General features: G+C 42.4%; 11 protein-coding genes, 2 tRNA genes and 1 pseudogene. 11 read left to right on the top strand and 3 right to left on the bottom strand.

The window, feature by feature from the left end:
- Positions 1-207 precede the first annotated feature (207 nt).
- The 9 genes from AAW31_RS07515 to AAW31_RS07475 all read left to right on the top strand — a co-directional run bounded on the left by AAW31_RS07515 (position 208) and on the right by AAW31_RS07475 (position 5,633).
- Complete coding sequence (locus AAW31_RS07515) at positions 208-645, top strand: rhodanese-like domain-containing protein (protein WP_235264525.1); 438 nt, start codon at positions 208-210, stop codon at positions 643-645.
- 16 nt (positions 646-661) lie between these two features.
- Entirely contained in the window at positions 662-919 is a 258-nt protein-coding gene (grxC, locus tag AAW31_RS07510) for a glutaredoxin 3 (RefSeq protein ID WP_046849761.1), read from the top strand.
- Positions 920-981: 62 nt separating this feature from the next.
- A complete protein-coding gene (secB, locus tag AAW31_RS07505) occupies positions 982-1,458 on the top strand; it encodes a protein-export chaperone SecB (protein WP_046849760.1) in 477 nt (158 codons plus the stop codon).
- Between the two features lie 81 nt (positions 1,459-1,539).
- A complete protein-coding gene (locus AAW31_RS07500) occupies positions 1,540-1,932 on the top strand; it encodes an SH3 domain-containing protein (protein ID WP_082110371.1) in 393 nt (130 codons plus the stop codon).
- The gene (locus tag AAW31_RS07495) at positions 1,929-2,921 is read left to right on the top strand and encodes an NAD(P)H-dependent glycerol-3-phosphate dehydrogenase (protein ID WP_046849759.1); all 993 of its coding nucleotides are present in this window, start codon (positions 1,929-1,931) and stop codon (positions 2,919-2,921) included. The genes AAW31_RS07500 and AAW31_RS07495 overlap by 4 nt, the downstream gene beginning before the upstream one ends.
- 273 nt (positions 2,922-3,194) lie before the next feature.
- Positions 3,195-3,467 (top strand): HU family DNA-binding protein, encoded by a 273-nt coding sequence (locus AAW31_RS07490; RefSeq protein WP_046849758.1) that lies wholly within the window; start codon positions 3,195-3,197, stop codon positions 3,465-3,467.
- A gap of 20 nt (positions 3,468-3,487) precedes the next feature.
- Positions 3,488-3,563: transfer RNA gene (locus AAW31_RS07485), tRNA-Val, on the top strand.
- A gap of 33 nt (positions 3,564-3,596) precedes the next feature.
- A tRNA-Asp gene (locus AAW31_RS07480) sits at positions 3,597-3,673 on the top strand.
- A 79-nt stretch (positions 3,674-3,752) separates the two neighbouring features.
- Positions 3,753-5,633, top strand: coding sequence for a SurA N-terminal domain-containing protein (locus AAW31_RS07475; RefSeq protein ID WP_046849757.1), 1,881 nt, complete (start codon positions 3,753-3,755; stop codon positions 5,631-5,633).
- 15 nt (positions 5,634-5,648) lie between these two features.
- Here the strand turns inward: AAW31_RS07475 and AAW31_RS07470 are convergent, their stop codons facing one another.
- Positions 5,649-6,434 carry an enoyl-ACP reductase FabI gene (locus AAW31_RS07470; protein WP_046849756.1) on the bottom strand — a complete coding sequence of 262 codons (786 nt, stop codon included), beginning with the start codon at positions 6,432-6,434 and terminating at the stop codon, positions 5,649-5,651.
- Positions 6,435-6,823: 389 nt separating this feature from the next.
- Between AAW31_RS07470 and AAW31_RS07465 the strand changes: the two genes are divergently transcribed.
- Both AAW31_RS07465 and AAW31_RS07460 read left to right on the top strand, forming a co-directional pair.
- On the top strand, positions 6,824-8,995 hold the full coding sequence (locus AAW31_RS07465; protein ID WP_082110556.1) for an ABC transporter substrate-binding protein: 2,172 nt from the start codon (positions 6,824-6,826) through the stop codon (positions 8,993-8,995).
- 22 nt (positions 8,996-9,017) lie between these two features.
- Positions 9,018-9,995, top strand: a complete 978-nt coding sequence (locus AAW31_RS07460) for an ABC transporter permease (protein WP_046849754.1) — start codon at positions 9,018-9,020, stop codon at positions 9,993-9,995.
- Positions 9,996-10,228: 233 nt separating this feature from the next.
- Here the strand turns inward: AAW31_RS07460 and AAW31_RS07455 are convergent, their stop codons facing one another.
- Positions 10,229-10,873 carry a DNA-3-methyladenine glycosylase family protein gene (locus AAW31_RS07455; protein ID WP_046849753.1) on the bottom strand — a complete coding sequence of 215 codons (645 nt, stop codon included), beginning with the start codon at positions 10,871-10,873 and terminating at the stop codon, positions 10,229-10,231.
- Positions 10,874-10,937: 64 nt separating this feature from the next.
- Positions 10,938-12,268 (bottom strand): annotated as a pseudogene (locus tag AAW31_RS07450) (IS110 family RNA-guided transposase).
- Positions 12,269-12,681: the final 413 nt, after the last annotated feature.

Below are 12,681 nucleotides of genomic sequence, written 5' to 3'. Positions count from 1 at the left end.
AGTGCGTTTCTGCTTAAGCAGTGCTCAATTTAATTAAGTTTTTTAATAAAATGTTGCAAGCTGAATTGTGTAAGACACGCTGTGGGTTATCTGTTTGTACATGATAACCTATGACGCTATTTTTTCATTATTGTCTCTTTCTTGTTTTCTAGAGATGGAGATTTGTGAATACTTTGCTAAAATAAAAGGTTAATAAAACTCAGAGAATTGGAAGAGGCATTTACTTATATGGAATCAACCTTTTTACAGGAAAATGTTTTTTTTATTATTGCTGCTGTTATGAGTGGTGGTATGTTGTTATGGCCAATGCTTTCACGCAATTCTGCTAAAGAAATAGATGTTCAGAAAGCAATCAGGTTTATTAATTACGAAAATGCGGTAATACTCGATGTGAGGAATGATCGTGAATATGCTGAAGGTCATCCTCCAAATGCTAAGCATATTTCTGTCGAGAACATAAAGGAGCGCTGGCATGAACTGGAGAAGTTCCAGGATAAACCTATTGTTGTGATATTCCAACCTGGCTTGCGTGCAGGTCATGCGGGTGCAGTTTTACGTAAAAATGGCTTCAAGAAAGTTTACAATCTTAACGGTGGTATTGATACATGGCGCCGAGAAAATCTTCCAATAGTAAAAGATCGCTAAATAGGTAAAAAAGAATATGGCAAAAGTGATCATGTATGTATCGGGTTTTTGTCCTTATTGCACGATGGCGGAGAAGTTGTTGCGATCCAGAGGTGTGGAGGAAATAGATAAAATCAGAGTGGATTTGCACCCCGATCAACGTACTGAAATGATCAAGAAAACTGGGCGGCGAACCGTACCCCAAATCTATATTGGGGAGACCCACATAGGGGGTTATGATGATCTTGCGCGGCTTGATCAGCAAGGTGAGGTCATAAAACTGTTATCAACCTGATTGTTAGTGATGTATTGTCGCTTAATAATCTTTATTATCAATTATTCTAATTGGGATTTAACATGAGTGAGCAACAGCCTGTATTTACCATTGAGAAAATTTATGTCAAGGATCTTTCTCTTGAAATTCCAAATGCCCCGCATATTTTTCTTGATCGGGAAGTGCCTGAAATTAATATGCAGTTAAGTACCCAAGGCGGAGGTATCGAGGGAGATATCTATGAAGTTATGCTGACAATTACTGTTACTTCGCGAATTAAGGAAAAAACCGTATTTCTGATTGAAGCTCACCAGGCTGGAATCTTCCGGATAAGTAACGTGCCTGGAAATGATATTGATCCTGTGCTGGGGATCGTATGTCCCAATATTTTATTTCCTTATTTGCGTGAAACTGTGTCGGATACGGTGGTGCGCGCAGGATTCCCTCCAGTCATTCTTAATCCAGTTAATTTTGAAGCCATTTATCACCAGAAAAAGCAGCCGACTGAATCAAAAACAGAGAAAGCTCAACAAACATCTGAAACAGAAAGCGTCCATTAATAGGGGGTTCACTTGCTACCAAGAAGAGACTTAATCCAAAGTTTCTTTCTGTTTTTCTCGCTTTTTTTTTCGTGTTGGGGTATGGCTGCAGAAGCAGAATTTTTTTCTGTCTCAGAAAATGCAGTCATAATGTATGACGCTCCTTCGCTGAATGCTGAAAAGTTATATGTGGTCAGCATTCATTTGCCATTAAAAGTGATAGCGAAAGTGGAGGGATGGGTAAAAGTAAGCGATAGTAGCGATGCAGTTGCGTGGATAGAGAGAAAATTTCTAAGTGATAAGCGCTTTATTATTGTGACTGCTCCATTAGCCAGTGTATATCAATCGCCAGATGTTCATTCACCTCTACTTTTTCAGGCTCAAAAAAATGTGGTCATAGAATGGTTAAACTCCGACGTTGCCGGCTGGGTTAAAGTCCGACATCGTAATGGCCAGAGTGGTTATATTAGAACTAATCAGGTCTGGGGTTCATGAAAATTGCCATATTAGGAGCAGGTGCTTGGGGTACAGCATTGGCCATCAATCTTTCTACAAATCATCAAGTCACATTGTGGACGAGAGATCAGAATCAATTGGCTGAACTTGTGGCGCTACGAGTTAATCAACGCTATCTGCCTGATTTATTTTTGCCTGATTCTTTGAAATTAACCTCAGAGCTGAATCTGGCTATCAAAAATGCTGAGTTTGTTTTGATTGCTGTTCCTGTCTCTGGGTTGCGTGAGTTATTGCAAAAAATTAGCGCAATAGATAAAACATTACCCATCATTCTTGGGTGTAAAGGGTTTGAGACGCAATCATCATTGTTACCCCATCAAATAGTACACGAGGTTTATTCTAAGACAGCGCCCTGTGGAATTTTATCAGGCCCCAGCTTCGCACAAGAAGTGGCGCAAGGATTACCTACTGCACTAACTTTGGCATCAGATGACAATAAGTTTTTTAGGGATATTATTAGAGCAATCCACACCGCTTGCTTACGGATTTATTCAAGTAACGATGTGATTGGTGTAGAAACGGGTGGTGCAATAAAAAATGTTATTGCGATAGCTACTGGCATCTCTGATGGATTAAAGCTGGGCAATAATGCACGAGCTGCATTGATAACACGTGGTTTAGCAGAAATTACACGTCTGGGTGTGGCATTGGGTGGCTGCAGAGAGACATTTATGGGGTTAGCTGGGATTGGTGATCTGATTTTAACTTGTACAGGCGATATGTCGCGTAACCGCCAAGTAGGAATGATGCTGGCGGCTGGTCAATTGCTACCTGATATTTTACAAAAAATTGGACATGTCGCAGAAGGAGTGCATACTGCACGAGAGGCGGAACGAATGAGTCGGCATTTTAAGATTGAGATGCCCGTGACACAAGGGGTATGTAGTATTATTTATGAGGAAGTACCTGCTGAAATAGTAGTTAAGAAAATCCTCGAGCGTGAGCCGAAAACCGAGTTTGATAGATAGCGCTTATGATATTCCTATCAAGCGTTGAGTAAAATTTAAATTCTGGCGGAATTATCGTTATTTTTAAATGTGATTTTACCAGTTTTAGCTCCTCTGGGTCTTCTGTTCTGTCTTTAAAAAATTATCTCTCTATTTTTGGGTAAAAGTATCCAGGAAAAGAAATTTTAAAGCAATAACTTGACCAGGCGCAGATGGCTTGATATAAGGGCATCTGCAGGATTTTCTGTTTGTGATTTAAGTATCCATAACCCAATAACGCAAAAGGGGAATTAAATGAACAAATCTGATCTTATCGATGCCATTGCAGATTCTGCTGGAATTTCTAAAGCATGCGCAGGAGACGCATTGAATGGCGCGTTATCAGCGATTAAAGATGCGCTTAAAAATAATGAAAGCGTCACCTTGGTTGGTTTTGGAACCTTTAGAGTAGGAAAAAGAGCAGCACGTGCTGGTCGCAATCCCCGTACTGGAGAAGTCATAGAAATCAAAGAAGTCAAAGTGCCAAAATTCACTGCTGGTAAAGCGCTCAAAGATGCGGTAAACTAATCGCTTCCTTACGCAAGGTGGGGTGCTTAGCTCAGCTGGTAGAGCGTCGCCCTTACAAGGCGAATGTCGGCGGTTCGATCCCGTCAGCACCCACCAATCAGCGAGCAAGAATTAGATTGTTTTATGTTAGGAGTGGTAGTTCAGTTGGTTAGAATACCGGCCTGTCACGCCGGGGGTCGCGGGTTCGAGTCCCGTCCACTCCGCCAACTCATTATTAAGAGCGAGCATTAAATAGCGTATTAATGCAGACTTTCTTCCCATTTTTTACTTCACTGGATTTTAACTGTGTTTGATTTTGTTCATCGAAAAAAGACGATTGTTCAGGTTATCCTGTTATTAGCTATTTTGCCGTTTATGTTTTGGGGCGTGGAGTCGTATCGTACGGATGGTAAAGAGAGCTATGTCGCAGTTGTGGACGGTGAAGAAATCACGCGAAGAGAATTTGAACAAGCGCTTAGGAATCAACATGAGACCATGCGTAATATGTTAGGGGATAAATTTGACAGCACTCTGCTTGATAATCCTCAGATGCGCTTGGCAGTTTTAGAAAATCTGATTCAAAAAAAATTGCTACAGCACGAAGCGGTTAATGTCGGTTTAACTGTTTTGGATTCACAATTGGCACGCGAGATTCAGAATATTTCAGCTTTCCACGAAGATCAAAAATTTTCATATCAGCGTTATGAAGAGCTATTACGCCGTCAGCAAATGACCCCGGCAATGTTTGAGTCACGAATGGTCGCTGAGATTATGCAGCAGCAAGTATTGGAGGCAGTTGCCAAAAGCACCGTGATTCCAGATACTGTAACCCGGAATGTGGCTCATTTAAGCGAAGTGAAGCGTGAAATAAATCAAGTTAAAATTGAACCGCAACATTTCATATCGCAGATTAACCCGGATGAGGCGGCAATACAGTCTTACTATGAGAATCATCAAGCAGATTTTCTTCTGCCCGAGCGTGTGCGCATTGAATATGTGGTGTTATCTTTAGAAGAACTGGCTCAGCAAGAAGAAGTTGCGGCAGATGAAATCAAAAAATATTTTGATGAACATCAAAGTGAGTTCGGTCAAGAAGAACAGCGACAAGCCAGTCATATTTTAATTGCTGCTCCTGCAACAGCTTCTGACGATGAGAAGGCTGCAGCACGTGAGAAAGCGGAGAATTTGCTGGCGCAGTTAAAAGCTGAACCAGAGAAATTTGCTGAACTGGCGAGCGAGCATTCGGAAGATCAAGGCTCGGCAAAAGTAGGAGGTGATTTAGGGTTCTTAGGACGGGGCATATTAATTAAGGAATTTGAAGATCAGCTATTTCAAATGCAGCCGAATGAAATTCGTGGCCCCGTTGAAACGACTTTTGGTTTTCATATCATTAAACTGTCTGAAATAAAACCGGCACAAACAGCGCCTTTGGAAGAGGTAAGAGACAAGATTGAACAAACTCTGAAACGTCAGAAGGCTGCAAGCCATTTTGGTGAAATTGTAGAAGATTTCAGTAATATAGTGTACGAGCAAAGTGATAGTTTGCAACCAGCCGCAGAAAGACTCGGTTTAGCAATACAGCAAAGTGAGTGGATTGATAAAAAATCGAAGGAGCCCGCTATCGTCACTAACGAAAAACTGCTGCAGGCAATTTTTTCAGATGATGCTATTAACGAGAAACACAATACAGAAGCGATAGAAGTCATGCCTGATACTTTTGTTTCTGCCAGGGTATTGGAGCACAAATCAGCGGCCATTCAATCATTAGATGTGGTCAGAGATGAAGTCATTGATCGCGTTAAGAAACAGCTCGCCGCTGAACTGGCTGAGCAAGAAGGCAGGGACAAGCTGGCTCAATTACAGGCTGGCGAAAACGTTTCAGTTTCATGGGGCGATACTAAAGAGATATCCTATATGCAACCCCAAGGATTGGAGTTAGATACTTTGCGTGCTATCTCCCAGACAGAAAGTGATAAATTACCCGCTTATACCGGGGTGACAGGATCAGAAGGGAGTTTTAGCCTGATCCGTATCAATCGGATTATTGAACCGGCTTCTTTGGACAAAGACCAATACCAAGTTTTTAGTAATCAGCTAAAACAAATGATTGTTCAGGAAGAATTATCATCGTATCAGCTTGGCCTCAGGCAGCGATACGATGTAAAAATCCGCGAAGAAAGCTATTGATAATTTGACTGGTTATTATTCATCAAGATCAAAAGCGATGGTATTAAAACCGGCATCAACATAGGTAATTTCGCCCGTAATGCCACTGGCTAAGTCACTACAAAGAAAAGCAGCAACATTGCCAACTTCCTCGGTGGTTACATTTCTTCGTAATGGCGCGACTTTCTCAGCATATCCAAGCAGTTTGCCAAAATTGCTTATGCCGGCCGCAGCCAGTGTTTTAATTGGTCCGGCCGAGATCGCATTTACGCGTATACCTTTTTTGCCTAGACTGGAAGCCATGAAACGTACATTTGCCTCTAGACTGGCTTTAGCGAGACCCATTACATTGTAACTGGGCATGACGCGAACAGCACCCAGGTAACTGAGCGTCAAAAGTGCAGCATTTCTTCCCTCCATCAATGGCAAGCCAGCTTTTGCTAATGCTGCAAAGCTATAAGAGCTGACTTCATGGGCAATATTGAATGCCTCGCGATTAACGCTTTCAAGATAATCACCCGCTAATGCTTCGCGTGGTGCAAATGCGATAGAGTGTACAATACCATCCAACCCATCCCACTCTTTATTCAAATCTGTAAAACATTGATTAATTTCTTCATCATTTCTGACATCGCAACGAAACAATAAATGGCTGTCAAAATCACCAATCAGTTTTGCAACACGATCTCTTATATCTTCTCCTTGGAAAGTAAAGGCTAGTTGTGCGCCTTCACGCTTCATGGCTTTGGCTATACCATAAGCAATAGATCGATTACTGAGTAGTCCGGTGATGAGGATATGTTTATTGTCTAGAAATCCCATAATATGTCCTTCTACTGATTGAATCTGAAATTATAACCTAAGGATAATGGTAAAGAGGAGTGGTGCAAAGATAATAAGATTGCTGCAAGAAATTGATTGTAAATTTTCTTTATCTTCATCTTATTCTCCACACTATCATATGCAAAAGAGCATGAAATATAAGCTCATTCCATTTCTAAATCAAAATGACGCGAAGACGAGCCGCAGACAGTATAACTAATACGACAAGGAGAAGCCGACAAAGTCAGTTTTGGTTTAGAAATGGAATAAATAATATGAATACACTAACCCATCTCTATATTTATGCTGAAATCAATTCCATTTACAGTGAGATAATTTGAATGTTTCTCTCATTCCAGATCTTAGTTTTTTCAAAAGAATTCCTCAGGATGAGTTCACTCATTATTTTGATTTTGTTTCTAACAGCCTGCAATGAGGCTATATGGAATAATCCCTATCCAAGCGATGATTCAGGTAAAAATATTCTTTACAATGCATTTGCTGAGCGTCCCAAACATCTTGATCCCGTTCAGTCATATAGTTCTAACGAAATATTATTTACTGCTCAGATATATCAGCCTCCTTTGCAGTACCATTATTTGAAACGTCCATTTACACTTATCCCACAGACAGTGGACAAAATGCCGACCGTGCAATATTTTGACGAGGCCGGTAATCTTTTATCAGCAGATAATGAGAGCAATCATGTTGCTTATTCCGTGTATGAGCTTTCTCTCAAGCAAGATATTTTTTATCAACCTCACCCAGCATTTGCTCGGAATGATCAGGGAGAGTTTCTCTATCATGATCTGACACGAGAGGAGTTACAAAAAATTTTCAAGCTTGCTGATTTTACTCAAACGAATACAAGGAAATTGTTATCGGAAGATTATATTTATCAAATCAAGCGATTGGCGCATCCAAAATTGCATTCACCCATATTTGGGTTAATGGCTGATTATATCGTTGGCTTGAGGGAATATGCCGATATATTGAGGAAGGAGGCTGGTGTCGCTCCTAACGATGAGTACGTGGATTTACGCAATTTCCCGTTAGCAGGCGTTGAGAAGGTGGATGACTACACTTTTCGTATCAAGATAAAAGGTAAATATCCTCAATTCATGTATTGGTTGGCAATGCCATTTTTTTCACCCATTCCTTGGGAAGCTGATCGCTTCTACGCCCAAGCAGAGCTCATAAAAAAAAATATTACCCTGGATTGGTACCCGATAGGGACTGGGCCTTATATGCTTACAGAGAATGATCCTAATCGCATCATGGTTCTGGCACGAAACCCTAATTTTAAGGGGGAGTTTTATCCTTCTGAAGGTATGCCTGATGATATAGAAAAGGGATTACTGAAGGATGCCGGTAAACCGCTTCCATTTATCGACAGGATTATATTTAGTCGTGAAAAGGAGAGTATTCCGCGTTGGAACAAATTTCTGCAGGGATATTATGATGCTTCAGGCATCAGTTCTGACAGTTTTGATCAGGCTGTACAAGTGACTGGGCAAGGCGAGGCAACAGTTACTGAAGCAATGGAAGCACAAGGAATGCGATTGGAGACAGCTGTCGCACCTTCTACTTATTATATCGGATTCAATATGCTTGATCCGGTTGTGGGAGGTCGTACTGAGCAAGAAAAGGAGTCTGCCCGTAAATTACGGCAAGCCATTTCAATTGCAGTGGATTATGAAGAATATATCTCGATATTTGCCAATGGTCGAGGTATTCCGGCGCAAAGCCCTATTCCCCCTGGAATTACGGGCTATCGAGAAGGCAAGGAAGGAGTTAATCCGATTGTCTATAAATGGCAGGATGGAAAGGCGCAACGCAGATCTATTGAAGAAGCAAACAGGTTGTTGGCAGAAGCTGGCTATGCTAATGGAATAGATAATAAGATTGGTACGCCGCTTGTATTGTACTTTGATGTGACAGCGCGTAGTGCCGATGACAAATCGCTACTTGACTGGATGCGCAAGCAGTTCAGAAAAATCAATGTCCAGCTAGTGGTTCGTAGTACTGACTATAATCGTTTTCAGGACAAAATACGCAAGGGTAATGCTCAAATTTTTGAGTGGGGTTGGAATGCAGATTATCCTGATCCAGAAAACTTTCTGTTTTTATTGTACGGTCCTCAGCGTAAGGTTGGCAGTAATAGCGGAAATAATGCTGCTAATTATGATAATGCCGAGTATAACCGGTTGTTCGAGCAGATGGAAAAGATGGAGGATAGTCCAAAGCGGGAGCAAATCATCGCTCGCATGGTTGATATCTTGCGTGAGGATGCGCCTTGGTTGTGGGGGTATCATCCGAAAGATTATGCCTTGTATCATTCCTGGTACCAAAATGTGAAACTCAATAAATTGTCTTTCAACAACATTAAATATTCGCGTATTGATTTTGTTTCACGGGAGCAAAAGCGGCGTGAATGGAATGAGCCAGTGATATGGCCAATTGGAGCGGGCGTGGCTGTGCTTCTCTTATTCCTTGTTCCTGGAATAATTGCTTATCGCCGCAGACAACGAGCTGTCGGACTCGGGAAATCAGTTGCATAAATTGGAATAATTCTTAAGTTGTATGCTTAATTACATTTTTAGACGCATTCTCTATGCAATCCCAATTTTAGTGGGGGTTAATCTCATCACTTTCACCTTGTTTTTTGTAGTTAATACGCCTGATGATATGGCACGGATGCATCTAGGGGTCAAGCATGTGACGGATGAGGCAATCATGAAGTGGAAGCTAGAACACGGTTATGATAAACCCTTGCTGTATAATCCCGAGGCTGAGGGTCTAGCAAAACTGACTGGCACCATATTCTTTGAGAAATCAATCGCAATGTTTGTATTTGATTTTGGTCATGCTGATGACGGGCGCGATATTGCGCATGAAATCAAATCACGGATGTTGCCGAGTCTGGCAATTGCGCTGCCAATATTTTTATTGGGGTTGCTAGCTCATATTACTTTTGCGCTGGTTATGGTTTTTTTTCGCATGACTTATATAGATTTCTGGGGTGTCGTAATGTGTGTGGCGCTCATGTCGATTTCAAGTTTGTTTTATATTATTGGCGGCCAATTTCTTGTAAGTAAGTTGTGGCATTTAGTGCCTATTTCTGGTTATGGTAGTGAACTAGATGCAGGCAGGTTTTTGCTATTACCCATTATCATCGGGGTAATAAGTAGTGCTGGAGCGAATGTACGGTGGTATCGCACAATTTTTCTGGAAGAAATGAATAAGGAGTATGTTCGGACTGCACGCGCCAAAGGTTTGCCAGAAAGTATTGTATTATTCAGGCATGTACTCAAAAATGCTCTGATTCCAATTCTTACGGGTGCAGTGGTAGTTATTCCATTATTGTTTCTTGGCAGTCTGATTACTGAGTCGTTTTTTGGTATACCAGGATTGGGAAGTTATACTATTGAGGCAATCAATTCTCAGGATTTTGCCGTAGTTCGCGCTATGGTGTTTCTGGGGTCTTTGCTCTACATCGTAGGTCTGATATTGACTGATATATCTTATACTCTGGTAGATCCAAGGATCAGGCTGGAATGATATAGGATGAATTTAAGAGCCCTTCTAAAAATTCATATTTGCGAGCGCCCGCTTCGCGGATTGCCTGCTTACCCCATCCTGTCATAATACTACGTTATTCACAAGAAATATCTCCTTACCTATCAGTGATAGGCTGAATCAACATTTTTTGTTCTCGCCTTGTCTTGTTTAGAACTCTGAATTTTTAGAGGCGCCCTTATGTTTACGTCTATGTCTTTTGCGATATTATCTGCCTAATAATCGATGGGTATAGGGTCAAGACTGCGCCATAGGTACCAGGTGGCTACCGAACGCCAAGGCCGCCAGTTTGTGGCAAGTGTTTGTAATCTATTTTTCTCTATTGGTTGATTGCCATTATAGTAAATGCTTACAGCTCGTTGCAATCCAATGTCGGCTAAGGGGAGAACATCTGGCCGCTGCATATAAAAGATCAGAAACATTTCAGCGGTCCAGCGACCAATACCCTTTATCTGTATGAGGTGAGTAATCAGAGCCTCATCATTCATCTTTTGCCAAGCTATTTCGTCGTATCCACCTTGTATGAATCGCTCGGATAAATCTTGCAGATAACTTATTTTTCTTCCAGATAGACCACATGTTCGTAATATCTCTGTATCGATGCTATACAAATTTTCAGGTGTAATATTCGATAAAACAGTCGCTAGTTTTTGCCATACACTTGCTGCAGCTTTGACCGATATTTGCTGGCCAATAATAGCACGAACCAGTGTAGTAAAAGCATCTCCGCGCGAATAAAGTGCGGAATCGTTAAATTGGCTTACGAGCCGTTGCATGACGGGATCTCGTTTTGCTAAATCATTCCTCGCTTGTTCCCAGAATACAGGCGCATTTCGCTGTTTTTCTTTAAGTAAAATCATCCTTTACTCTTTTGCTCTGTCACTTTCAAGAAACAAATGTAATACAATGGTTTTACAGCAAATATTAAGTAGCCTCAGGAACAGGGGTAAGATTAAACCCCAGCTTCCGAGCGCGAACAGTCAGATGATGCAACACGCGTTGACGATATCGCTCCTCATAGTACTCCTGCCCTTTATCGACGTACTCGGTTCCTTTCGTTAGCATCGTGTAGATCAAGCGCGCCAGTTTGTGTGCTGTCGCTGTGATTGCCTTTGCCTTGTCGAGTCTGCCACATAATCTTCTGTAATAGGCACCCAGTGCAGACTGGCTGGATTTCAATGAAACTGCCGCCATGCGCAGTGCCTGAGCCGCACGGTTCGCTGTGCGCTTGCTTGCCCCCGATAGCACTTTTCCGCCCGATATCTTTGTTCCAGGACACAACCCAAGCCACGAGGCAAACTGCTTCGCACTCTTGAACCTGCTCATGTCAGCGCCCACTTCACTCAGGACTTTCATCGCAGTCGTCACTTCGATGCCGTCAATTCGCGTCAAATCAACCCCACACATGCCAATCAGATGGGCACGCAAATCAAATTTGGGAGCGTTCTTGACATTGGAGCGGCGCTTCTTCTGGCAGATCTCTACCTTGTGCACCTGAAGTGCCGCCAGCATGGTTTCAAGCTGCCGGTCACATTCGGTGAGTCGTTCGCTGTAGGCGTCATAGAGTGACATCGCTTGCTTGAGTGCAAACAGGTGTTCTTCCCGCCAATTCCCGATTAACGATTTCTCAATCTCGTCTTTGCCAGCCCGGATGCGATTGCTCTTGAGATTCGCCAGGATGTGCCCATCTCTCTCACCAGTAATGATGGCACGAACGATCTTTTGACCGGTTTCGCCCACAATATCCGAAATCACGTTCGCCAATTGTATGTTCATTTGCGCCAGAGCCTTTTGCATATGTTGCACATGTCGCGCCTGATAACGGATCAGCATATCGCGTTGACGAGATATGGCTCGTAGTGCACATATCTCATCTTTCGGACGGAATGCGCCAGACAACAACCCAAAGCTCATCAGTTGCTGTAACCATTGGCAGTCCAGTACATCCGACTTCCGGCCAGAAACATTTCTAACGTGCCGCGCATTTACTAGATACACAGTCAGCCCGCGCGACTCCAAAAGTTCATGCAGTGGAATCCAGTATACCCCCGTCGATTCCATTGCCACAGTGTCAATTTCACAGCCTCTAACCAGTCCGCTAAACCATTCAGGTCTGCGGTGAAACTCTTGAATTCCCTTACCGGCTTGTTATCTCGATCCGGCGGTACCGCCACAAAATGGCTCGCAGAGCCAATATCAATCCCCGCTGCATTCGGATGGATTAACTCCAATTTACTTTGCTTGAACTTTGCCATGACATCCTCCATTATCTCTATTGGAATGTCGCGCTGGTTCAGGCACGTCGTTGTACTCACTCTTTCAAACGGGATGTCCGTTGCCACGGACTCACCAATGTCGCCGACGTGACCCATGACCACGCTAAAAAACGGGCGGATTAGCACCAGTGATGGGTCGGTCTTCTCCAGCGCGACATTCCAACTTTACTCCTCAAGCTCTGACGCCGCTTGTTTCTTCTGCGCGCCTTGCCGCCTCTAGCGGATTACTACGCTAAAAACTATTTGTTAATTGCTCAATTGGAAATTCATTTTACACGATAGCTTATCGATATTTATCGGCAATTTATTCTCAAAATTAAAGTAATTTTGTTTATTTTTAAGGCCTTGCTTATTTCTTTTAAGTCTTTGTCACACAAGTGAAAAGTGTATAT

This window comes from Nitrosomonas communis, assembly GCF_001007935.1.
GTDB lineage: Bacteria > Pseudomonadota > Gammaproteobacteria > Burkholderiales > Nitrosomonadaceae > Nitrosomonas > Nitrosomonas communis.
Note: the sequence above shows the minus strand (reverse complement) of the source record. Positions and strands in the feature narration are given on the sequence as shown.

Excerpts from the sequence above, each read along its gene's own strand:
- AAW31_RS07500 (WP_082110371.1), top strand. The coding sequence starts at position 1,540 with ATGGCTGCAGAAGCAGAATTTTTTTCTGTCTCAGAAAATGCAGTCATA.
- AAW31_RS07465 (WP_082110556.1), top strand. The coding sequence starts at position 6,824 with ATGAGTTCACTCATTATTTTGATTTTGTTTCTAACAGCCTGCAATGAG.
- secB (WP_046849760.1), top strand. The coding sequence starts at position 982 with ATGAGTGAGCAACAGCCTGTATTTACCATTGAGAAAATTTATGTCAAG.
- AAW31_RS07495 (WP_046849759.1), top strand. The coding sequence starts at position 1,929 with ATGAAAATTGCCATATTAGGAGCAGGTGCTTGGGGTACAGCATTGGCC.
- AAW31_RS07490 (WP_046849758.1), top strand. The coding sequence starts at position 3,195 with ATGAACAAATCTGATCTTATCGATGCCATTGCAGATTCTGCTGGAATT.
- AAW31_RS07470 (WP_046849756.1), bottom strand. The coding sequence starts at position 6,434 with ATGGGATTTCTAGACAATAAACATATCCTCATCACCGGACTACTCAGT.
- AAW31_RS07455 (WP_046849753.1), bottom strand. The coding sequence starts at position 10,873 with ATGATTTTACTTAAAGAAAAACAGCGAAATGCGCCTGTATTCTGGGAA.
- AAW31_RS07460 (WP_046849754.1), top strand. The coding sequence starts at position 9,018 with ATGCTTAATTACATTTTTAGACGCATTCTCTATGCAATCCCAATTTTA.
- grxC (WP_046849761.1), top strand. The coding sequence starts at position 662 with ATGGCAAAAGTGATCATGTATGTATCGGGTTTTTGTCCTTATTGCACG.